31 protein-coding genes are annotated in these 20,247 nt (G+C 63.5%); 29 read left to right on the top strand and 2 right to left on the bottom strand.

The genetic code is table 11. From position 1 onward, the window contains the following. Positions 1-4 precede the first annotated feature (4 nt). The 28 genes from rplC (at position 5) to AB7531_RS17565 (ending at position 16,653) form a co-directional block, all read left to right on the top strand. Positions 5-718 carry a 50S ribosomal protein L3 gene (gene rplC / locus AB7531_RS17430; RefSeq protein WP_063982578.1) on the top strand — a complete coding sequence of 238 codons (714 nt, stop codon included), beginning with the start codon at positions 5-7 and terminating at the stop codon, positions 716-718. Position 719: 1 nt separating this feature from the next. Next, a complete protein-coding gene (gene rplD / locus AB7531_RS17435) occupies positions 720-1,340 on the top strand; it encodes a 50S ribosomal protein L4 (RefSeq protein ID WP_063982579.1) in 621 nt (206 codons plus the stop codon). After that, a complete protein-coding gene (locus AB7531_RS17440) occupies positions 1,337-1,639 on the top strand; it encodes a 50S ribosomal protein L23 (protein WP_007603019.1) in 303 nt (100 codons plus the stop codon). The genes rplD and AB7531_RS17440 overlap by 4 nt, the downstream gene beginning before the upstream one ends. Before the next feature lie 12 nt (positions 1,640-1,651). Next, positions 1,652-2,485, top strand: a complete 834-nt coding sequence (gene rplB, locus AB7531_RS17445; RefSeq protein WP_028152985.1) for a 50S ribosomal protein L2 — start codon at positions 1,652-1,654, stop codon at positions 2,483-2,485. Positions 2,486-2,497: 12 nt separating this feature from the next. Beyond that, positions 2,498-2,776 carry a 30S ribosomal protein S19 gene (gene rpsS, locus AB7531_RS17450; protein WP_008136357.1) on the top strand — a complete coding sequence of 93 codons (279 nt, stop codon included), beginning with the start codon at positions 2,498-2,500 and terminating at the stop codon, positions 2,774-2,776. A 10-nt stretch (positions 2,777-2,786) separates the two neighbouring features. Further along, positions 2,787-3,176: a 50S ribosomal protein L22 gene (gene rplV, locus AB7531_RS17455; RefSeq protein WP_011088147.1), complete on the top strand. Its 390-nt coding sequence runs from the start codon at positions 2,787-2,789 to the stop codon at positions 3,174-3,176. An 18-nt stretch (positions 3,177-3,194) separates the two neighbouring features. Beyond that, positions 3,195-3,920, top strand: coding sequence for a 30S ribosomal protein S3 (gene rpsC, locus AB7531_RS17460; protein ID WP_063982580.1), 726 nt, complete (start codon positions 3,195-3,197; stop codon positions 3,918-3,920). 32 nt (positions 3,921-3,952) lie between these two features. Next, on the top strand, positions 3,953-4,366 hold the full coding sequence (rplP, locus tag AB7531_RS17465; protein WP_063982581.1) for a 50S ribosomal protein L16: 414 nt from the start codon (positions 3,953-3,955) through the stop codon (positions 4,364-4,366). A 5-nt stretch (positions 4,367-4,371) separates the two neighbouring features. After that, positions 4,372-4,578: a 50S ribosomal protein L29 gene (rpmC, locus tag AB7531_RS17470; RefSeq protein WP_063986292.1), complete on the top strand. Its 207-nt coding sequence runs from the start codon at positions 4,372-4,374 to the stop codon at positions 4,576-4,578. A 13-nt stretch (positions 4,579-4,591) separates the two neighbouring features. Further along, positions 4,592-4,840, top strand: a complete 249-nt coding sequence (gene rpsQ, locus AB7531_RS17475) for a 30S ribosomal protein S17 (protein ID WP_063982582.1) — start codon at positions 4,592-4,594, stop codon at positions 4,838-4,840. 84 nt (positions 4,841-4,924) lie between these two features. Beyond that, positions 4,925-5,293 carry a 50S ribosomal protein L14 gene (rplN, locus tag AB7531_RS17480; protein ID WP_007603030.1) on the top strand — a complete coding sequence of 123 codons (369 nt, stop codon included), beginning with the start codon at positions 4,925-4,927 and terminating at the stop codon, positions 5,291-5,293. Continuing rightward, positions 5,293-5,607, top strand: a complete 315-nt coding sequence (gene rplX / locus AB7531_RS17485) for a 50S ribosomal protein L24 (protein ID WP_063982583.1) — start codon at positions 5,293-5,295, stop codon at positions 5,605-5,607. The genes rplN and rplX overlap by 1 nt, the downstream gene beginning before the upstream one ends. Then, on the top strand, positions 5,600-6,157 hold the full coding sequence (gene rplE / locus AB7531_RS17490; protein WP_063982584.1) for a 50S ribosomal protein L5: 558 nt from the start codon (positions 5,600-5,602) through the stop codon (positions 6,155-6,157). The genes rplX and rplE overlap by 8 nt, the downstream gene beginning before the upstream one ends. Before the next feature lie 46 nt (positions 6,158-6,203). Beyond that, on the top strand, positions 6,204-6,509 hold the full coding sequence (gene rpsN / locus AB7531_RS17495) for a 30S ribosomal protein S14 (RefSeq protein ID WP_063982585.1): 306 nt from the start codon (positions 6,204-6,206) through the stop codon (positions 6,507-6,509). A 14-nt stretch (positions 6,510-6,523) separates the two neighbouring features. Further along, the gene (gene rpsH, locus AB7531_RS17500; RefSeq protein ID WP_008136338.1) at positions 6,524-6,922 is read left to right on the top strand and encodes a 30S ribosomal protein S8; all 399 of its coding nucleotides are present in this window, start codon (positions 6,524-6,526) and stop codon (positions 6,920-6,922) included. A gap of 16 nt (positions 6,923-6,938) precedes the next feature. Beyond that, positions 6,939-7,472, top strand: a complete 534-nt coding sequence (gene rplF / locus AB7531_RS17505; RefSeq protein WP_063982587.1) for a 50S ribosomal protein L6 — start codon at positions 6,939-6,941, stop codon at positions 7,470-7,472. An 11-nt stretch (positions 7,473-7,483) separates the two neighbouring features. Further along, entirely contained in the window at positions 7,484-7,846 is a 363-nt protein-coding gene (rplR, locus tag AB7531_RS17510) for a 50S ribosomal protein L18 (protein ID WP_007603036.1), read from the top strand. A gap of 44 nt (positions 7,847-7,890) precedes the next feature. Continuing rightward, positions 7,891-8,481: a 30S ribosomal protein S5 gene (rpsE, locus tag AB7531_RS17515; protein WP_028152981.1), complete on the top strand. Its 591-nt coding sequence runs from the start codon at positions 7,891-7,893 to the stop codon at positions 8,479-8,481. 25 nt (positions 8,482-8,506) lie between these two features. Then, the gene (rpmD, locus tag AB7531_RS17520; RefSeq protein WP_011088137.1) at positions 8,507-8,701 is read left to right on the top strand and encodes a 50S ribosomal protein L30; all 195 of its coding nucleotides are present in this window, start codon (positions 8,507-8,509) and stop codon (positions 8,699-8,701) included. 75 nt (positions 8,702-8,776) lie between these two features. Next, on the top strand, positions 8,777-9,262 hold the full coding sequence (gene rplO / locus AB7531_RS17525) for a 50S ribosomal protein L15 (RefSeq protein ID WP_014494508.1): 486 nt from the start codon (positions 8,777-8,779) through the stop codon (positions 9,260-9,262). Positions 9,263-9,410: 148 nt separating this feature from the next. After that, on the top strand, positions 9,411-10,742 hold the full coding sequence (secY, locus tag AB7531_RS17530; RefSeq protein WP_028152980.1) for a preprotein translocase subunit SecY: 1,332 nt from the start codon (positions 9,411-9,413) through the stop codon (positions 10,740-10,742). 276 nt (positions 10,743-11,018) lie between these two features. After that, entirely contained in the window at positions 11,019-11,900 is an 882-nt protein-coding gene (locus AB7531_RS17535; protein ID WP_063982588.1) for an adenylate kinase, read from the top strand. A 187-nt stretch (positions 11,901-12,087) separates the two neighbouring features. Then, entirely contained in the window at positions 12,088-12,456 is a 369-nt protein-coding gene (gene rpsM / locus AB7531_RS17540) for a 30S ribosomal protein S13 (protein WP_014494511.1), read from the top strand. A gap of 123 nt (positions 12,457-12,579) precedes the next feature. Further along, positions 12,580-12,969 carry a 30S ribosomal protein S11 gene (rpsK, locus tag AB7531_RS17545; protein WP_007603045.1) on the top strand — a complete coding sequence of 130 codons (390 nt, stop codon included), beginning with the start codon at positions 12,580-12,582 and terminating at the stop codon, positions 12,967-12,969. Between the two features lie 112 nt (positions 12,970-13,081). After that, the gene (locus tag AB7531_RS17550; RefSeq protein WP_038942308.1) at positions 13,082-14,113 is read left to right on the top strand and encodes a DNA-directed RNA polymerase subunit alpha; all 1,032 of its coding nucleotides are present in this window, start codon (positions 13,082-13,084) and stop codon (positions 14,111-14,113) included. 163 nt (positions 14,114-14,276) lie between these two features. Beyond that, positions 14,277-14,693: a 50S ribosomal protein L17 gene (gene rplQ / locus AB7531_RS17555; protein ID WP_014494513.1), complete on the top strand. Its 417-nt coding sequence runs from the start codon at positions 14,277-14,279 to the stop codon at positions 14,691-14,693. Positions 14,694-14,814: 121 nt separating this feature from the next. Then, on the top strand, positions 14,815-15,654 hold the full coding sequence (locus tag AB7531_RS17560; RefSeq protein WP_063982589.1) for a c-type cytochrome: 840 nt from the start codon (positions 14,815-14,817) through the stop codon (positions 15,652-15,654). A 210-nt stretch (positions 15,655-15,864) separates the two neighbouring features. After that, positions 15,865-16,653, top strand: a complete 789-nt coding sequence (locus tag AB7531_RS17565; RefSeq protein ID WP_063982590.1) for an SDR family NAD(P)-dependent oxidoreductase — start codon at positions 15,865-15,867, stop codon at positions 16,651-16,653. Positions 16,654-16,841: 188 nt separating this feature from the next. Here the strand turns inward: AB7531_RS17565 and AB7531_RS17570 are convergent, their stop codons facing one another. Next, positions 16,842-17,855, bottom strand: a complete 1,014-nt coding sequence (locus tag AB7531_RS17570; protein WP_063982591.1) for a zinc-binding alcohol dehydrogenase family protein — start codon at positions 17,853-17,855, stop codon at positions 16,842-16,844. 133 nt (positions 17,856-17,988) lie between these two features. Between AB7531_RS17570 and AB7531_RS17575 the strand changes: the two genes are divergently transcribed. Beyond that, on the top strand, positions 17,989-18,372 hold the full coding sequence (locus AB7531_RS17575) for a winged helix-turn-helix transcriptional regulator (RefSeq protein WP_063982592.1): 384 nt from the start codon (positions 17,989-17,991) through the stop codon (positions 18,370-18,372). Between the two features lie 41 nt (positions 18,373-18,413). Here AB7531_RS17575 and AB7531_RS17580 read toward each other — a convergent pair whose 3' ends face one another. Further along, complete coding sequence (locus tag AB7531_RS17580; protein ID WP_063982593.1) at positions 18,414-20,045, bottom strand: OprO/OprP family phosphate-selective porin; 1,632 nt, start codon at positions 20,043-20,045, stop codon at positions 18,414-18,416. Between the last annotated feature and the right edge of the window lie 202 nt (positions 20,046-20,247).

Raw genomic sequence — 20,247 nt, forward strand, 5'->3', positions numbered from 1 at the left:
GCCGATGCGCTCCGGAGTGATCGCACAAAAGGTCGGGATGACGCGGGTCTTTACAGAGGCCGGCGAACATATCCCCGTGACCGTGCTGAAGCTCGGCAATTGCCAGGTCGTAGGCCACCGCACTGAAGAGAAGAACGGTTACGTCGCGCTCCAGCTTGGATCTGGCAGCCGCAAGACCGTGTACATGCCCAAGGCAGAGCGCGGCCAGTTCGCGGTCGCCAAGGTCGAGCCGAAGCGGCAGGTCGAGGAATTCCGCGTCTCCGCGGATGCTATGATCCCCGTTGGCGCCGAGATCCTTGCCGATCATTTCGTCGTCGGTCAGTTCGTCGACGTCACCGGCACCTCGGTCGGTAAGGGCTTCGCCGGCGGTATGAAGCGCTGGAACTTCGGCGGTCTGCGCGCCACCCACGGTGTGTCGGTCTCGCATCGCTCGATCGGTTCGACCGGTGGCCGTCAGGACCCCGGCAAGACCTGGAAGAACAAGAAGATGCCCGGCCACATGGGTGTCGACCGCATCACCACGCTCAACCTTCGAGTCGTTCAGCTCGATGTCGAGCGCGGCCTGATCCTCGTCGAAGGCGCCGTTCCCGGCTCCAAGGGCGGTTGGATCCGCGTGCGCGACGCTGTCAAGAAGCCGCTGCCGAAGGATGCTCCGAAGCCCGGCAAGTTCAAGGTTGCTGGCGAAGCGGACGCTGCTCCGGCTGCGCAGGAGGCGTGAGATGGAATTGAAGGTCACGACCCTCGAAGGTAAGGAAGCCGGCTCGGTCCAGCTTTCCGACGCCATTTTCGGCCTCGAGCCGCGCCAGGACATCATTGCGCGTTGCGTGCAGTGGCAGCTCAACAAGCGTCAGGCCGGCACTCACAAGGCCAAGGGCCGCGCCGAGATCTGGCGCACCGGCAAGAAGATGTACAAGCAGAAGGGCACCGGCGGTGCTCGTCACGGCTCGGCCCGCGTGCCGCAGTTCCGCGGCGGTGGCCGTGCCTTCGGTCCGGTGGTGCGTTCGCACGCCAGCGACCTGCCGAAGAAGGTCCGCGCGCTTGCCCTCAAGCATGCGCTGTCGGCCAAGGCCAAGGACGGCGATCTGCTGGTGATCGACAAGGCTGCGCTGGAAGCCGCCAAGACCAAGGCGCTGCTCGGCCATTTCTCGGGCCTCGGCTTGACCAACGCGCTGATCATCGACGGCGCCGAGCTCAACAACGGCTTTGCCGCTGCGGCCCGCAACATCCCGAACATGGACGTGCTGCCGATCCAGGGCATCAACGTCTATGACATCCTGCGCCGTCAGAAGCTCGTTCTGACCAAGGCCGCCATCGATGCGCTGGAGGCGCGCTTCAAATGACGAAGAACATCGAGCCTCGCCACTACGACGTGATCTTGTCGCCGGTCGTGACCGAAAAGGCGACGATCGCCTCGGAGCACAACAAGGTCCTGTTCAAGGTGGCCGCGAAGGCGACCAAGCCGCAGATCAAGGAAGCGATCGAGAAGCTGTTCGACGTCAAGGTCAAGAGCGTCAACACGCTGGTCCGCAAGGGCAAGACCAAGATCTTCCGCGGCAATCTCGGCTCGCAGTCGAACAGCAAGCGCGCGATCGTGACCCTCGAAGAGGGCCACCGGATCGACGTGACCACCGGTCTGTAAGGTCGTACGACGATGGCACTGAAAAAATTCAATCCCACGACGCCGGGCCAGCGCCAGCTGGTCATGGTCGATCGTTCGGCCCTCTACAAGGGCAAGCCGGTCAAGGCGCTCACCGAGGGCAAGCACTCCTCGGGCGGTCGCAACAACACCGGTCGCATCACCGTGCGCTTCCGCGGCGGCGGTCACAAGCAGACGCTGCGCATCGTCGACTTCAAGCGCGACAAGGTCGATGCGCCCGCGACGGTCGAGCGGCTGGAATACGATCCGAACCGCACCGCGTTCATCGCGCTGGTCAAGTACGAAGACGGCACCCAGGCCTATATCCTGGCGCCGCAGCGCCTTGCCGTCGGTGATTCCGTGGTTGCCGGCAACTATGTCGACGTGAAGCCGGGCAACGTCATGCCGCTCGGCAACATGCCGGTCGGCACGATCATCCACAACATCGAGGTCAAGATCGGGAAGGGCGGCCAGCTCGCTCGTTCCGCCGGCACCTACGCCCAGCTCGTCGGCCGCGACCACGACTACGTGATCATCCGCCTGAACTCGGGCGAGCAGCGCCTGGTGCATGGCCGTTGCCGCGGCACGATCGGCGCGGTGTCGAACCCGGATCACATGAACACCTCGATCGGCAAGGCCGGCCGCAACCGTTGGCTGGGCCGCAAGCCGCATAACCGCGGTGTCTCGATGAACCCGATCGACCATCCGCACGGCGGTGGTGAAGGTCGTACCTCGGGCGGTCGCCACCCGGTCACCCCGTGGGGCAAGCCGACCAAGGGCAAGAAGACCCGCAGCAACAAGTCGACCAACAAATTCATTCTCCTAAGCCGCCACAAGCGGAAGAAGTAAGGAACGCCGGACATGGTTCGTTCAGTCTGGAAAGGCCCGTTCGTCGAGGGTTCTCTGCTCAAGAAGGCAGATGCCGCCCGCGCGTCCGGCCGTCACGACGTCATCAAGATCTGGAGCCGTCGCTCGACGATCCTGCCGCAGTTCGTCGGCCTGACCTTCGGTGTCTACAACGGTCAGAAGCACGTCCCGGTGGCCGTCAACGAGGAAATGGTCGGTCACAAGTTCGGCGAGTTCTCGCCGACCCGGACCTTCCATGGCCACTCCGGGGACAAGAAAGCCAAGAAGGCTTGAGGATTAAACGATGAGCAAACCTAAGCGCGAACGGAGCCTCGCCGAGAACGAGGCCAAGGCGGTCGCCCGGATGCTGCGGGTGAGCCCGCAGAAGCTCAACCTGGTCGCCCAGCTCATTCGCGGCCGGAAGGCGGCTGCTGCGCTCGCCGACCTGCAGTTTTCGCGCAAGCGGATCGCGGTTGACGTGAAGAAGTGCCTGGAATCGGCTATCGCCAATGCCGAGAACAACCACGACCTCGATGTCGACGATCTCGTCGTGGCGCAGGCGTTCGTCGGCAACGGCCTCGTGATGAAGCGCTTTGCCGCCCGCGGCCGTGGCCGCTCGGGCCGTGTCTACAAACCATTTTCGCAGCTGACGATCATTGTTCGTCAGGTCGAAGCCGAAGCAGCAGCGGCTTAAGGGTCGCAGGAGAAAACGATGGGTCAAAAGATCAATCCAATCGGTCTGCGTCTCGGCATCAACCGGACTTGGGATTCCCGCTGGTTCGCCGGCAAGCAGGAATACGGCAAGCTGCTGCACGAGGACGTCAAGATCCGCGAGATCCTGCACAAGGAGCTCAAGCAGGCGGCCGTCGCCCGCATCGTGATCGAGCGTCCGCACAAGAAGTGCCGCGTCACCATCCACTCGGCTCGTCCGGGCGTGGTGATCGGCAAGAAGGGCGCCGACATCGATAAGCTGCGCAAGAAGGTCGCGGACATCACCTCGTCCGACGTCGTCATCAACATCGTCGAGATCCGCAAGCCGGAGCTCGATGCGACGCTGGTGGCCGAGTCGATCGCGCAGCAGCTCGAGCGCCGTGTGGCGTTCCGCCGTGCCATGAAGCGCGCCGTGCAGTCGGCGATGCGTCTCGGCGCGGAAGGCATCCGCATCAACTGCTCGGGTCGTCTGGGCGGCGCGGAAATCGCGCGCATGGAGTGGTACCGCGAAGGTCGCGTGCCGCTGCACACGCTGCGCGCCGACATCGACTACGGCGTTGCGACCGCGTTCACGACCTTCGGCACCTGCGGTGTCAAGGTCTGGATCTTCAAAGGCGAGATCCTCGAGCACGATCCGATGGCCCAGGACAAGAGAATGGCCGAAGGCGAGACCGGCGGCGGTGGTGATCGCGGCGGCCGTGGGCGCCGTGACAACGCTGCGGCCTGACGCCAGCACAGAGAATTTGAGGGCTTGAAGCCATGATGCAACCTAAGAAAACGAAGTTCCGGAAGGCGCATAAGGGCCGTATCCACGGCGTTGCGTCTTCGGGTGCGACGTTGGCCTTCGGCCAGTTCGGCCTGAAGGCGACCGAGCCGGAGCGCGTTACCGCGCGCCAGATCGAAGCCGCTCGCCGCGCGCTGACCCGCCACATGAAGCGCGCCGGCCGCGTCTGGATCCGCGTGTTCCCCGACGTTCCGGTGTCGAAGAAGCCGGCCGAAGTCCGCATGGGCTCCGGCAAGGGTGCTCCGGAACTGTGGGTCGCGCGCGTCAAGCCCGGCCGGGTGCTGTTCGAGATCGACGGCGTCAACACCCAGACGGCGCGTGAAGCGCTGACCCTGGCGGCCGCCAAGCTGCCGATCAAGACGCGCTTCGTCGAGCGCATTGCGGAGTAATGGCCATGGCCCAGATGAAGATCGAAGACATCCGTGCATTGAGCCCTGATCAGCAGGATGACGCCATCCTGAATCTGAAGAAGGAGCGCTTCAACCTGCGCTTCCAGCGCGCCACCGGGCAGCTCGAGAACACCTCGCGCCTGCGCGAGGCTCGCCGTGACATCGCCCGCATCAAGACCGTCGCCGCGCAGAAGCGCGCGAAAGAGAAGTAAGGGGCTTACGAATATGCCGAAACGTACTTTGCAAGGCGTGGTCGTCAGCGACAAGACTGCCAAGACCGTTGTGGTGCGCGTCGATCGCCGCTTCACGCACCCGATCTACAAGAAGACGATCCGCCGTTCGAAGAACTACCACGCGCACGACGAGGACAACCAGTTCAAGCCGGGCGACATGGTGTGGATCGAGGAAACCAAGCCGATTTCGAAGTTGAAGCGCTGGATCGTGATCCGGGGCGAACACAAGAAAAGCGCCTGATCTGTTGGCTTTAGCCGACTGACTTCAGGAAAATGTTGAGCGCCGGCTGGGCTGGCGCAAGAGAGAAGAGGACGAGGTGCATCAATGATTCAGATGCAGACCAACCTCGACGTGGCCGACAATTCTGGCGCACGCCGTGTTATGTGTATCAAGGTGCTCGGAGGCTCCAAGCGCCGCTACGCCACGATCGGCGACATCATCGTCGTCTCGATCAAGGAAGCGATTCCGCGTGGCAAGGTGAAGAAGGGCGACGTGATGAAGGCCGTCGTGGTGCGCGTCCGCAAGGACATCCGCCGCGCCGACGGTTCGGTCATCCGCTTCGACCGCAACGCCGCCGTTCTGATCAACAACCAGTCCGAGCCGGTCGGCACCCGTATCTTCGGGCCCGTGCCGCGCGAGCTGCGCGCGAAGAACCACATGAAGATCATCTCGCTCGCGCCGGAGGTGCTGTGATGGCTGCGAAGATCCGCAAGGGCGACAAGGTCGTCGTGCTGACCGGTCGCGACAAGGGTCGCACCGGCGAAGTATTCGAGGTTCGCCCGGACGCCGGCACGGCGCTGGTGCGCGGTATCAACATGGTCAAGCGTCATCAGAAGCAGACGCAGGCCCAGGAGGGCGGCATCATCTCGAAGGAGTCGCCGATCCAACTGTCCAACATCGCGTTCGTCGGCAAGGATGGAAAGCCGACCCGCGTCGGATTCAAGATTCTGGCGGACGGCAAGAAGGTCCGCATCGCCAAGAGCTCGGGAGCTGAGATCGATGGCTGAGGTCGCTTACACGCCGCGCCTGCGCGCGGAATATGACGCGAAGATCCGGACGGAAATGACCGAGAAGTTCGGTTATGAGAACGTCATGCAGGTTCCGCGTCTGGACAAGGTCGTGCTGAACATGGGCGTTGGCGACTCCGTCAACGACCGTAAGAAGGCCGAGAACGCCGCCGCTGAGTTGACGCTGATCGCCGGCCAGAAGGCGATCGTGACCTATTCGCGTATCGCGATCGCGACCTTCAAGCTGCGTGAGAACCAGCCGATCGGCTGCAAGGTCACGCTGCGCAAGGCCCGCATGTACGAGTTCATCGATCGCCTGGTGACGGTCGCGCTGCCGCGCGTCCGCGACTTCCGCGGCCTGAACCCGAAGAGCTTCGACGGCCGCGGCAACTACTCGCTCGGCCTCAAGGAACACATCATTTTCCCCGAGATCGACTTCGACAAGGTCACGGAAGCCCGCGGTATGGACATCACCGTCTGCACCACGGCCAAGACCGACGACGAGGCGAGGGCCTTGTTGACCGCTTTCAATTTCCCGTTCCGGCAGTGAGACGCTGACCTAAAGCCTCTCAAACGCGGATACCCAGGAGCCAAGCATGGCAAAGAAGAGTTCAGTCGAGAAGAACAACCGGCGCAAGCGGATGGCGAAGAACGCCGCCCCGAAGCGCGAGCGGTTGAAGGCGATCATCGCCGACAAGACGCTGCCGATGGAGGAGCGGTTCGCCGCCACCCTGAAGCTTGCGGAAATGCCGCGCAACTCGTCGGCGACCCGCATCCGTCTGCGTTGCGAGCTGTCGGGCCGTTCGCGCTCGAACTACCGCAAGACCAAACTGTCTCGCATCGCGATGCGCGACCTTGGCTCCAAGGGCATGGTCCCGGGCCTCGTGAAGTCCAGCTGGTAAGGAGGGTCGTTTAGATGTCTACGCACGATCCAATCAGCGATCTGATCACCCGTATCCGCAACGCGCAGATGCGCTCCAAGAGCAAGGTCTCGACGCCTGGTTCGAAGATGCGCGAGAATGTGCTCGAAGTGCTCAAGACCGAGGGCTACATCCGCGGTTACGCCACGCTCGAGCACTCCTCGGGCCGCAGTGAGATCGAGATCGAGCTGAAGTATTTCGACGGCGAGCCCGTCATCCGCGAGATCGAACGAGTCTCCAAGCCCGGGCGTCGTGTTTACGCCTCGGTGAAGGCTCTGCCGCGGGTCAACAACGGGCTCGGCATTTCGGTGTTGTCGACGCCGAAGGGGATCATGGCCGACCACAGCGCGCGCGAAGCGAATGTGGGCGGCGAAGTTCTCTTCACGGTGTTCTGAGAAGGATTGTTGATCCATGTCACGTGTTGGCAAAAGGCCTGTGGCGGTTCCGTCGGGTGTGACCGCGACCGTCGACGGGCAGACCGTCAAGATGAAGGGGCCCAAGGGCCAGCTTCAGTTCGTCGTCCATAACGACGTCGAGGTGAAGCTCGAGAACGGCCAGGTCAAGGTGAACCCGCGGGTCGAGACCAACCGCGCGCGGGCGCTGTACGGTACCGCTCGCGCCCAGGTCGCGAATCTGGTCGAAGGCGTCACCAAGGGCTTTGAGAAGAAGCTCGAAATCACCGGCGTCGGTTACCGCGCCGCGATGCAGGGCAAGAACCTGCAGCTCGCGCTCGGTTACAGCCACGACGTGGTCTACGCGATCCCGGAAGGGATCACGATCACCGTGCCGAAGCCGACTGAGATCACGGTGACCGGCAGCGACATCCAGCGTGTCGGCCAGGTCGCCGCCGAGATTCGCTCCTATCGTCCGCCGGAGCCCTACAAGGGCAAGGGCGTGAAGTATGTTGGCGAATTCATCTTCCGCAAGGAAGGCAAGAAGAAGTAACGGAGCCGGTCATGTCCAAAGCCAAGGTTACCAATGCCCGGCGCAAGCGGAGTGTGCGGCTGAAGCTGCGCCGCTCCGGTGGCGGTCGTCCGCGTCTGTCGGTGTTTCGCTCGTCCAAGCACATCTACGCCCAGGTCATCGACGACCTGAAGGGCGAGACGCTGGCCTCTGCCTCGTCGCTCGAGAAGTCGATGCGCGACGGCGGCAAGACCGGCGCCGACATCGATGCGGCGAAGGCGGTCGGCAAGCTGCTGGCCGAGCGCGCCGCCGAGAAGGGCGTCAAGGAAGTCGTGTTCGATCGCGGCAGCTACCTCTACCACGGGCGCGTCAAGGCACTGGCCGACGCTGCGCGTGAGAGCGGGCTGAGCTTCTAACAGAATTTGAGGATTGAGGCGCAAGCCTCTGAAGGATTGGAAAAATGGCAGAACGCGAACAACGTGGTGGACGCGATCAACGCGGCGGCGGCGGACGTGAACGCCGGGAGGAGCGCGACAGCGAGTTCGTCGACAAGCTCGTCCACATCAATCGCGTGGCAAAGGTCGTCAAGGGCGGCAAGCGCTTCGGTTTCGCAGCGCTGGTTGTGATTGGCGACCAGAAGGGCCGCGCCGGCTTCGGTCACGGCAAGGCGCGCGAAGTGCCTGAGGCGATCCGCAAGGCGACTGAATCCGCCAAGCGCAACCTGACCCGCGTGTCGCTGCGCGAGGGCCGTACGCTGCATCACGACATCGCCGGCCGTCATGGCGCGGGCCGTGTCTACCTGCGTGCTGCTCCGGCCGGTACCGGCATCATCGCCGGCGGCCCGATGCGCGCCGTGTTCGAGACGCTCGGCGTCCAGGACGTGGTCGCGAAGTCGATCGGCTCGTCGAACCCCTACAACATGGTTCGCGCAACCTTCGACGCGCTGAAGCATCAGGATTCGCCGCGTTCGGTCGCAGCCCGCCGCAATATCAAGGTGTCCACCCTCCAGTCCCGCCGTATCGGCGGTGACGCCGAGGCGGCTGCCGACTAACGGAAGCTTTTCGGAGTAGACTCCCATGGCCAAGGCAGCAAAGACGATCAAGCTCGAGCAGACCGGTAGCGCGATCCGCCGCCATCACTCGCAGCGTTCGACGCTGATCGGACTCAAGCTCAACAAGATCGGCCGCACCAGCGAACTGCCGGACACCCCGGCGGTTCGTGGCATGATCGAGAAGGTTCACCATCTCGTTCGCATCGTCGACGAGAAGTAAGCAAAGGCGCAGGATCCCGAAAAGCGGGCACCCGTTTTCGGTGAAGATCATGCGCAAGAAACAAGGAGCAGGGCGATGAAGCTCAGCGATATCGCCGACAACGCCGGCTCGCGCAAGAAGCGTATGCGCGTCGGCCGTGGCATTGGTTCGGGCAAAGGCAAGCAGTCCGGCCGCGGTGGCAAGGGCCAGACCGCGCGTTCGGGCGTGCGCATCAAGGGTTTCGAAGGCGGCCAGATGCCGATGCATCGCCGTCTGCCCAAGCGCGGCTTCAACAACATCTTCCGCGTCGAGTTCGCCGAGATCAATCTCGACCGGCTCCAGGAAGCGGTCGATGCCAAGAAGATCGACGCCGGCAGCGTCGTGAACGTCGAGGCCCTGGTGAAGGGCGGCGTGCTGCGCCGCGCCAAGGCCGGCGTGCGACTGCTCGGCCGCGGCGAGCTCAAGTCGAAGCTCAACATCGAAGTGCACGGCGCCACGAAGACCGCGATCGCCGCGGTCGAGAAGGCCGGCGGCTCGGTGAAGATCCTCGCCCCTGCCAAGGAAGAAGGCGAGGCGGCGTAACAACTGCGTCATTGGCCCGCGGCTCGCGGGCCTTTACGCGTGTGGGACGTGGACTTATCGAAGCCGAGCCCCAGATAATGTCCGGCGTCCGCTAGAGTAGCCCGGCCGCGGGCATGACGGCGCAATAGGCGGCGGGAGAAAGTCCAAGATGGCCTCTGCAGCGGAACAACTGGCAGCCAATCTCAATTTCGGTGCGTTTGCCAAGGCTGACGAACTGAAGAAGCGCATCTGGTTTACCCTGGGTGCGCTGCTCGTTTATCGGCTCGGGACCTACATCCCGCTTCCCGGCATCGATCCCAACATTTGGGAACAGGTGTTCCGCTCCCAGGCGGGCGGCATCCTCGGCATGTTCAACATGTTCGCCGGCGGCGGTATCCACCGCATGGCGATCTTCGCGCTGAACATCATGCCGTATATCTCGGCCTCGATCATCATCCAGCTCCTCACCACCGTCTCGCCGCAGCTCGAGGCGCTGAAGAAGGAAGGTGAGTCCGGCCGCAAGCTGCTGAACCAGTACACCCGCTATCTCACCGTGATCTTGGCCGCGTTCCAGTCCTATGGCATCGCGGTGGGCCTCGAAGGCGCCGGCAACGTCGTCAGCGACCCCGGCATGTTCTTCCGCCTGTCCACGGCGATCACGCTGACCGGTGGCACCATGTTCCTGATGTGGCTGGGTGAGCAGATCACCTCGCGCGGCATCGGCAACGGCATCTCGTTGATCATTCTCGCCGGCATCGTCGCCGAGCTGCCCGCGGCGCTCGCCAACATGCTCGAGCTCGGCCGTCAGGGTGCGATGTCGACCGGCCTGATCCTGGTCGTCATCATCATGGCGGTCGCCGTGATCGCCTTCATCGTGTTCATGGAGCGCGCCCAGCGCCGGCTGCTGATCCAGTATCCGAAGCGCCAGGTCGGCAATAAGATGTTCGAGGGCCAGTCCTCGCATCTGCCGCTCAAGCTCAACACCTCGGGCGTGATCCCGCCGATCTTCGCGTCCTCGCTGCTGCTGCTGCCGACCACGGTTGCCAACTTCAACGCCGGCAGCGGGCCGGAATGGTTCCAGTGGATCACGACCCAGCTCGGCCACGGCCGTCCGCTGTTCCTGATCATGTATCTCGCGCTGATCGTGTTCTTCGCGTTCTTCTATACCGCGATCGTGTTCAACCCGACCGAGACCGCGGACAATCTGAAGAAGCATGGCGGCTTCATTCCGGGCATCCGTCCGGGCGAGCGCACCGCGGAATATATCGACTACGTGCTGTCGCGCATCACCGTGCTCGGCGCGATTTATCTGGCGATCGTCTGCTTGATCCCGGAAATCCTGATCTCCTACGCCTCGGTGCCGTTCTACTTCGGCGGCACCTCGCTGCTGATCGTCGTCAGCGTCACCATGGACACGGTGGCGCAGGTGCAGGGCTATCTGCTGGCGCATCAGTATGAGGGCCTGATCCGGAAGTCGAAGCTGCGCGGCCGCCGCCGCTAAGCGCGGGGTTCGCCGAGGGCGGCGCGACAGCGCCGCCGATTCGCCGCGCGAGCAACGCGCGGCGCCCGCCGAGGCGACCAGTCAGCCATTCCAAGACATCGGCAGAGCTGCTCTCCCTGCGACGCAATCACTGATTTCAAAGGCCTTCTTGGCGTCCTGGCATTTGCTCCCCTATGATATGGGTAGCGGTGCGGCGCCGATTATGATTTGCACTGTCATTGGACTTCAAACACAGGTGCGCGACGTATCGCTCACCAATCCGGGGGGCGTACGCCGATGAGAATTATACTTCTGGGACCGCCGGGGTCGGGCAAGGGGACCCAGGCGCAACTGCTGGTGCAGCGCTATGGCATCGTCCAGCTCTCGACCGGAGAGATGCTGCGCGCGGCCGTTGCGGCCGGAACGCCGGTCGGGCTGAAGGCCAAGGAGATCATGGCCAGCGGCGGCCTCGTGCCCGACGAGATCGTGGTGGGAATCATCTCCGACCGCATCGACCAGCCGGACGCCAAGAACGGTTTCATCCTCGACGGCTTCCCGCGCACCGTGCCGCAGGCCGAGGCGCTGGATGAGCTGCTCAAGCACAAGCATCTCAAGCTCGACGCCGTGGTCGAGCTCCGCGTCAACGAGAGCGCACTCCTGAGCCGCGTCGAGACCCGCGTCGCCCAGATGCGGGAGCGCGGGGAGGAGGTCCGGGTCGACGACACCCCGGAGGTCCTGACCAAGCGACTCGCCAGCTACCGCAGCCAGACGGAACCGCTGATTCACTACTATTCCGAGCGGCGGAAGCTCTCGACCATCGACGGCATGATGGCCATCGACGAGGTCACCCGCGCGATTCATCGCCAGCTCCTGGCCCTCGGGGCGGTCGAACCCAAGACGCACGGCAAGGCCCAAGCGCGCAGCGCGGCCAAGTCGGGGCCTGCCAAGAAGGGTACCAAGAAGGCCAAGGTAGACAAAAAGCCGGCGAAAACGGCCAAAAAGGCTGCCAAATCCGCTAAAAAGGCCGCCAAGAAGGCCGCAAAGGGCACCAAGAAGGCGGCCAAGAAAGCGGCCAAGAAAACGGTCAAAAAGGCCGCTAAAACGACCGCCAAGAAGGCTGTCAAAAAAGGTGCCAAAAAGGCCGCAAAAAAGGTCACGAAAAAGCGAGCTAAGCGCTAGCAGCGGTTGACGAAAGCCCCCTGAATCCCCTAATAAGCCCCGCATCCAAGTCGGATAGTTTCAAACGATGCCGGGCCCCAGGAAGACCAGGGGTGGGCGTCGTGTTCGCGTTTGTGAACACCTGCCCGAGAAACCAAGCACTTAAAGCCTGATTCCTGACGAGGGATCGGCAACAGGAGAGAAGGCCGTGGCCCGTATTGCCGGCGTGAACATTCCGACCAACAAGCGCGTGCTGATCGCGCTCCAGTACATCCATGGCATCGGCCAGAAGATCGCTGGTGAGATCCTGGAGAAGGTGAAGATCCCCGAGGATCGTCGCGTCAACCAGCTCAGCGATGCCGAAGTGCTCCAGATCCGCGAAGTGATCGACCGCGACTATCTCGTCGAGGGCGACCTGCGTCGTGAGGTCGGCATCAACATCAAGCGTCTGATGGACCTCGGCTGCTATCGCGGCCTGCGTCATCGTCGCGGCCTGCCGGTGCGCGGTCAGCGTACCCACACCAATGCGCGTACGCGCAAGGGTCCGGCCAAGGCCATCGCCGGCAAGAAGAAGTAAGTTTTCGAATCCAATCGCGGCGTGTGGCGAACAGGGGACATCCCGTTCGCCACGCGCCTTTCGTTCCACAGGTGTAGCCGCTGGCATTACGGCGGCGTTTGAGATCTCCAGGAAAGGTACTCTATGGGCAAGGAAGCCACCCGCGTTCGTCGTCGTGAGCGCAAGAACATCGCCTCCGGCGTCGCGCACGTGAACTCGTCGTTCAACAACACGACCATCACCATCACCGACGCGCAGGGCAACACGATTGCCTGGTCTTCCGCCGGCACGATGGGCTTCAAGGGTTCGCGCAAGTCGACCCCGTATGCCGCGCAGGTTGCCGCCGAGGACGTGTCGAAGAAGGCGCAGGAGCACGGCATGCGCACGCTCGAAGTCGAAGTCGCTGGTCCCGGTTCGGGCCGCGAGTCGGCGCTCCGTGCGCTTCAGGCCGCGGGCTTCACCGTCACCTCGATCCGCGACGTGACCACGATCCCGCACAACGGTTGCCGTCCCCGCAAGCGTCGGCGCGTTTGATACCAAGTTGCGGGCGCATTGGTCGCCCGCAATGACTTTTTGCAAAGCCGCGCGAATGATCCGCGGCCTTTCTCCAACGCCAGTGTCTGCACTAGCAGTTTGACTGGCCTGTATGGGTGAAACAGTGACGATCCAGAAAAATTGGCAAGAACTGATTCGGCCGAACAAGCTCCAGATCCAGCCCGGCAGCGATTCGACCCGTTTCGCGACCATCGTCGCCGAGCCGCTCGAGCGCGGCTTCGGCCAGACGCTCGGCAACGCGCTGCGCCGTATCCTGCTCTCCTCGCTCCAGGGCGCGGCGGTGCAGTCGGTGCACATCGACGGCGTGCTGCACGAGTTCTCCTCGATCGCGGGCGTCCGTGAAGACGTCACCGACATCGTGCTCAACATCAAGGACATCTCGATCAAGATGCAGGGCGAAGGCCCCAAGCGCATGGTCGTGAAGAAGCAGGGCCCGGGCGTCGTCACCGCCGGCGACATCCAGACCGTGGGCGACGTGGTCGTGCTCAACCCCGACCTGCAGATCTGCACGCTCGACGAGGGCGCCGAGATCCGCATGGAGTTCACGGTCGCCACCGGCAAGGGCTACGTGCCCGCCGAGCGCAACCGTCCCGAGGACGCGCCGATCGGACTGATCCCGGTCGACAGCCTGTACTCGCCGGTCCGCAAGGTCTCCTACAAGGTCGAGAACACCCGTGAGGGCCAGATCCTCGACTACGACAAGCTGACCATGACGATCGAGACCAACGGCGCGCTGACGCCGGATGACTCGGTGGCTTATGCCGCCCGCATCCTGCAGGATCAGCTCAACGTGTTCGTCAACTTCGAAGAGCCGCGCAAGGAAGTCGCCCAGGAGATCATCCCGGACCTCGCCTTCAACCCGGCCTTCCTCAAGAAGGTGGACGAGCTCGAGCTGTCGGTGCGTTCGGCCAACTGCTTGAAGAACGACAACATCGTCTATATCGGCGACCTCGTGCAGAAGAGCGAAGCGGAAATGCTCCGCACCCCGAACTTCGGCCGCAAGTCGCTGAACGAGATCAAGGAAGTGCTGGCCCAGATGGGTCTGCACCTCGGCATGGAAGTGCCGGGCTGGCCGCCGGAGAACATCGACGAGCTCGCCAAGCGCTTCGAGGATCACTATTGAGCGCAGCATGATCCCGGAAAAGTGCGAAGCGGTTTTCCGATAAGGATCATGCTCAAACAAGAAAGCGAAAGCGCAACGCGCTTTCGCGGGCGAACGCAGGCAGCCCACCTGAGCAACATGTCCGACGAACCGTCGCGGCAGTTTCAAACTGAGGAATAGTTACATGCGTCACGGCAAGGTTCATCGGAAGCTCAACCGCACGGCCGAGCATCGCCGCGCGATGTTCGCCAATATGTGCGCCGCGCTGATCAAGCACGAGCAGATCGTCACCACGCTGCCCAAGGCCAAGGAGCTCCGTCCGATCGTCGAGAAGCTCGTTACCCTCGGCAAGAAGGGCGGCCTGTCCATGCGTCGCCAGGCGATCTCCGAGATGCGCGACAAGGATCAGGTCAAGAAGCTGTTCGACGTGCTGGCGCCCCGCTACAAGGACCGTCAGGGCGGCTACACCCGCATCATCAAGGCCGGCTTCCGCTACGGCGACAACGCCGCGATGGCCGTGATCGAGTTCGTCGACCGCGACGTCGATGCCAAGGGCCAGGACTCCGGTCCGGTGCAGGAGAAGGAAGCCGAGGCGGCGTAAGCCGGCCGGTACCTCAAGTTTTCAGAAAGCGGCGCCCCTGGGCGCCGCTTTTTTGTATGGCGCGGCGATATCTCATGCCGCGCATCGTCTGGTGAACGCGATTCCGGCTGGGGGGCTGTCGATGAGGATTGTGCTTGGGATCGCGCTGGCGCTGTTGATGTCGCCGGCCTCCGGCGAGACGCTGGTCGAACGCGGTGCCTATCTCGTCAACAGCGTGATGGTCTGCCACAACTGCCACACGCCGCGCGGGCCGCAAGGGCTCGATCTTTCGCGCGCGCTCGCGGGCGGCAGCCAGGTCTTCGATGAGCCTGCCTTCAAGGTCACCGGCTCCAACATCACGCCAGACAAGGACACCGGCATCGGCAACTGGAGCGATGCCGAGCTGAAGCGGTTTCTGGTCAGCGGTAACAGGCCGAACGGGACCAAGGTCGCGCCGATCATGCCGACCGCGTTCTACACGGTGCTCACGGCCCGGGATCTCGATGCGCTTACCGCTTACCTGCGCTCAGTCCCCGCAGTGCGCCACGAAACCCCTGCGCCGGAATACAGGATCGCGCTGAAACTGGAAGCGCCGACCTATGCCGGCAAGCGGGCGACCGAGGCCGATCTCTCCGACAAGCTCGCGCGCGGCCGCTATCTCCTGACGATCGCCCATTGCCTGGAATGCCACACGCCGGAGGGCCCGTCCGCCGTGCATGATTTCGCGGGTGCGAGCGGCAAGGGTGGCCGGACGTTCAAGGGGCCGTGGGGCGAATCCATCTCCCCGAATATCACCGCGGATCCCGCGGCCGGCCTAGGCGGCTGGAGCGACGACGAAATCAAACGTGCGATTACGCAAGGCATCGCGCGCGACGGCCACAAGCTCAAGCCGCCGATGGCCTATGCTGCCTATGCCAGCATGACGGCCCAGGATCTCGATGCCATCGTCGCGTTTCTCAGGACGCTACCGGCGCGGCAATAGTGCCGTAGGGTGGGCAAAGGTGCGCTCTTCGCGCGCCGTGCCCACCATTTCGCTTTCAACTCGTGGCGAAAAGGTGGACACGCTTCCGCCTTCGCTCTTCGAGCTGCGGCGGACAAGTCGCTTTGTCTCACCCTACGATTTCGCAGTTGTGGCGATTGAAGCGGCGTGCGCTGGACACGATATCCGCTTCAGCAACAATGGAGATGATTCATGAAGATCGACCTTTCAGGAAAGACCGCCCTCGTGACCGGCTCCACCGCCGGCATCGGCCACGCCATCGCAAAAGGTCTCGCTGCGTCCGGCGCGAGCGTGGTCATCAACGGTCGCGGCCAGGACAAGGTCGATGCCGCCGTGCGCAAGCTGGAAGGGGCGGGCGTTAAGGTCCGCGGCATCGCCGCCGACGTCTCGACCGCAGCGGGCTGCAAGGCGCTCGTCTCGGCACTGCCGGAGGTCGACATCCTCATCAACAACGCCGGCATCTTCGAGCCAAAAGATTTCTTCGAGATCCCTGACGAGGACTGGAGCCGCTTCTTCGAGGTCAACGTCATGAGCGGGGTGCGGCTCTCGCGCGCCTATATGAAGGGCATGCTCAAGCGCAACTGGGGCCGCATCGTCTTCATCTCATCGGAGTCCGGGCTCAACATTCCCGTCGAGATGATCCATTACGGCATGAGCAAGACGGCCCAGCTCTCGGTCGCGCGGGGCCTCGCGCAGCTCACCCGCGGCACCGGTGTCACCGTCAATTCCGTGCTGCCGGGTCCGACCATGTCGGAAGGCGTCGAGACCTTCGTGAAGGATCTTGCCAAGCAGAACGGCCAGTCAGTCGATGAGGCCGCGGCCAATTTCGTCAAGCAGCACCGTCCGAGCTCGTTGATCCAACGCTTCGCCAGCGTCGACGAGATCGCCAACATGGTGGTCTATGTCGCGTCGAAGGAAGCGTCCGCGACCAACGGTGCGGCGCTGCGCGCGGAAGGCGGTATCGTTAACACGATCGCCTGAGACTACGCGAAGGCGTGGCACCGGAAGCGTGGCACCGTATGGTGGGCAAAGCGACTTGTCCGCCGTAGCTCGAAGAGCGAAGGCGGAAGCGTGCCCACCACTTTTGTCGCACCCGTTGCGAGATGGTGGGCACGGCGCGAGCGCGCCTTTGCCCACCCTACGCAGCCACGCACCAACGTTGCGGCTGCCTACCACCCCTCGAGCACGATCTTCCCGCGCGACTTGCCGCTTTCGAGCAGCGCATGCGCGCGCTTGAGGTTGGCCGCGTTGATCGTGCCAAAGGTCTGGTCGAGCGTGGTGCGCAGCACGCCCTTGTCGATGAGGTCGGAGACGTCGTTGAGCAGATGATGCTGCGCGATCATGTCGGGCGTCTGGAAAGAGGAGCGCGTGAACATCGATTCCCAGTGTACCGAGATCGCCTTGCCCTTGAAGGTGCTCACGGCGAACTCCGGGGGATCGTCGATCAGGCCGAACCGGCCCTGCGGCGCCATGAACTCGGCGATCGCCTTGTAGTGCTGGTCGGTGAAGGTCAGGCTCGCCACCAGCGCGACCGGCGGCAGCCTCAAGCTCTCGATCTGCTCCTTCATCGGCTTGCCGTGGTCGATCACCGCATGCGCGCCGAGATCGAGGCACCATTTTTGTGACTCCGGCCGCGTCGCCGTCGCGAGCACCGTGAGGCCCGTGAGGCGTCGCGCGAGCTGGATCAGGATCGAGCCGACGCCACCGGCGCCGCCCGTGATCAACAGCGTGCGCGGATCGACGCTCTTGCCGGGCACGGCGCCGAGCCGGTCGAACAGCAGTTCCCAGGCGGTGATGGAGGTGAGGGGAAGGGCAGCGGCCTGCGCGAACGACAGGCTCTTCGGCTTGTTGCCGACGATGCGCTCGTCGACCAGGTGGAATTCGGAATTGGTGCCCTGGCGCAGGATCGAGCCGGCGTAAAACACCTCGTCGCCCGGCTTGAACAGCGTGACGTCCGGACCCACGGCATCGACGATTCCGGCCGCGTCATAGCCAAGAATCTTCGTCTCGCCCTCGGGCGGGGCGGCACGCTTGCGTACCTTGTAATCGACCGGGTTCGCCGAGATTGCCTTCACGGCGACCCGGATATCGCGCCCCTTGGGCTCGGGCTTTGCGGTCTCGAAATCGATCAGCGCGTCCTGATCCTCGATCGGAAGCGATTTTTTGTAGCCGACGGCCTTCATGGCTTGTCTCCATCAAATGGCGCGTAGCTTGTGATCTGCGCCTGGCCCGCTAACTGTCCCGCTAGCCCCGATTTGGCAAGTACTGTAAATTCGGGGATATAGTCCCTGTTTGGATACTATTGGGAAAACACGCATGAAGCGGCGAGATTTTACCCGGCGTCCGGGCTGCTCGGTCGAGGCGACGCTGGACCTGATCGACGGCAAGTGGAAGGGCGTGATCCTCTACCACCTCCAGGACGGCACCCAGCGCTTCGGCGAACTGCGCCGCCGGATGCCCGGCATCACCCAGCGCATGCTGACAAAGCAGCTTCGCGCGCTGGAGGAGGACAAGCTCGTCATCCGCAAGGTCTATGCCGAGGTGCCGCCGCGCGTGGAGTATTGCCTCTCCGAGCTCGGCGAGAGCCTGCGGCCGGTGATCGACATCCTGAAGGCCTGGGGCGAGAGCCATCAGCAACGGCTGTCCTGCGCGCTGCCGCCCGAAGCGGAGCCGGTCAAGAAGCCGAAGCGCGCAGCGTAACTCTCCGGGAGCGGACCGTGCCGCTCCCGGAAGAGATTGCATCAGAACGCAAACTGCGTGCGCAACGCGACCGCATCGAACTTCGAGCCGGTGTCCGCCGCCGACACCGCCGAGGCCTGCTTCGACACCGTGCCATGCAGATAGTCGAGCATGAAGCGCACATTGCCGTTGACGTACCAGTTGAGCGCCAGCGTGTAGACGGTTTGCCGCCCGCCGGCGATGCCGGCGGCGGTCGCCAACTGATCGTTCAGATCCACGGTCGAGTAGCGACCGGCGATCTCCCAGGCACCCCAGCCGCCGCCGTTGATCGAGAACGGATTGTTCGGCTTGACGCCGCCATAGGCCGCGTTGCTCGGATTGTACTTGCGCGATTCACCGGTCAGGACATAGGCCGCCTGTGCGTAGCCCCCCTGGAATTTCAGGCTCGACGTACCGATGGGCGCCACCGCGGTGTTCGCACCCCGATCGATGTTGAACCAGTAGTATTCGCCCTGGACCCAGAGCGGTCCATAGGTGGCCGCGGCTTCCACGCCATAGACCTGCGCGCCCGACACATTTGCAATCGCACCGGTCGAGATCAGCGTCGTGGGATCGATGCGCAGCTCGGGACGATCGCTGAGCGTGAGCGTTTGCGTGTTCGCGAGCAGATTGCGCGGCGGCTGGATCAGCCATTCCGCGTCGGCGCCGAGATGCACCGAGTAGTCGTTGCCGCTCACGACCTGGCCCGCAACGCGGGCGGTCGCGCCGTATTGCTCGCTGGTCCCGGGAGGTGACACGCTCGAGGCCGAGTGAATGGCACCCGAGGTCGGGCCGGTCACGTAAGCGCCGGCCCAGAACACGTCATTGTACCAGCGGGCACCGGCGGCGGAACGGAAGTCGCCGGCGGCGATATTTTGCGCGATGATGCCGACCGAGGCGCGTTCCATGAACGCAATGTCGTTGGAACTCGTGGATTCATCCAGGGTCCAGGCAAGGTCCATGATGCCGGCTTCGATTGCCATCTTGCCGCCGAACGGCTTCAGCCCCGTGTAGCTCACCCAAGCATTCTCGATGCCGGAGGTGCCTCCGCCCGGCAGGAAGCCGACAGGGGTCGCGCCGGCGGCGCCCGTGCCGCCAAATCCGTCGGACGAGCCCCCGAAATCGTAGATCAGCGCGAAATTCCAGTCTTCGAGGAATTTGCCGACGACACCGATGCGCGCGCGACGCACGTTTTCGCCGCTGTCCAGCTTTTGCGGCACAGTTGCCGCCGTGTTGGGACGATAGTCATAGCCGCCCATATCGTAGTGCACGCGACCGGTGATCGCGACGCAGTTTGCCCCATCGGCGGTGCAGATGGTCGGCCGGTTGTTCGGCATCGTCACGACGGCGCCGGACGCGGGCGCCGGTCCCTTGAGCGGGATCGCCGCGCTGGCATTGGCCACGACCGCCTTCGCCTCCGAGCGCGCTTCGGCCTTGGCCTCTGCCTTTGCTTCGACTTTGGCCTTCGCCGTGGCCGCCGTGTTGGCGGCGGTCTGGCTCTGGAGCTTGTCGAGCTTCTGCTCCAGCATCTTCAATTGCTGCTTCAGCAGTGCGATCTCCTGATCGCTGCTGCTTGCCGTTTGGGCCTGGGCCTGCGAGGCCGCCAGCGCACCGGCGAGACCAATCGCGGTGGCTGCAAGTCTTGTCCTGCTCACATCATGACTCCATCGTTTGACGAACTTCCCCAAGTCGTAACGGGAGAGCCTAGGTATGAACGATGACTGCCCCGCGACGCTGCGCCCGGTTGCGCGGTTCCCACTGATGCCAATTCGCCGCAACCGAATCCGCTCGACACCACAATGGTGGATGACGCGCATCATGCCAATCCACCGCCCAGGTAAATTGTCATTTCGCATG

Origin of the sequence: Bradyrhizobium sp. 63_E2_N1_3 (assembly GCF_052076005.1) — a bacterium.
In the GTDB taxonomy this organism is placed as follows: domain Bacteria; phylum Pseudomonadota; class Alphaproteobacteria; order Rhizobiales; family Xanthobacteraceae; genus Bradyrhizobium; species Bradyrhizobium barranii.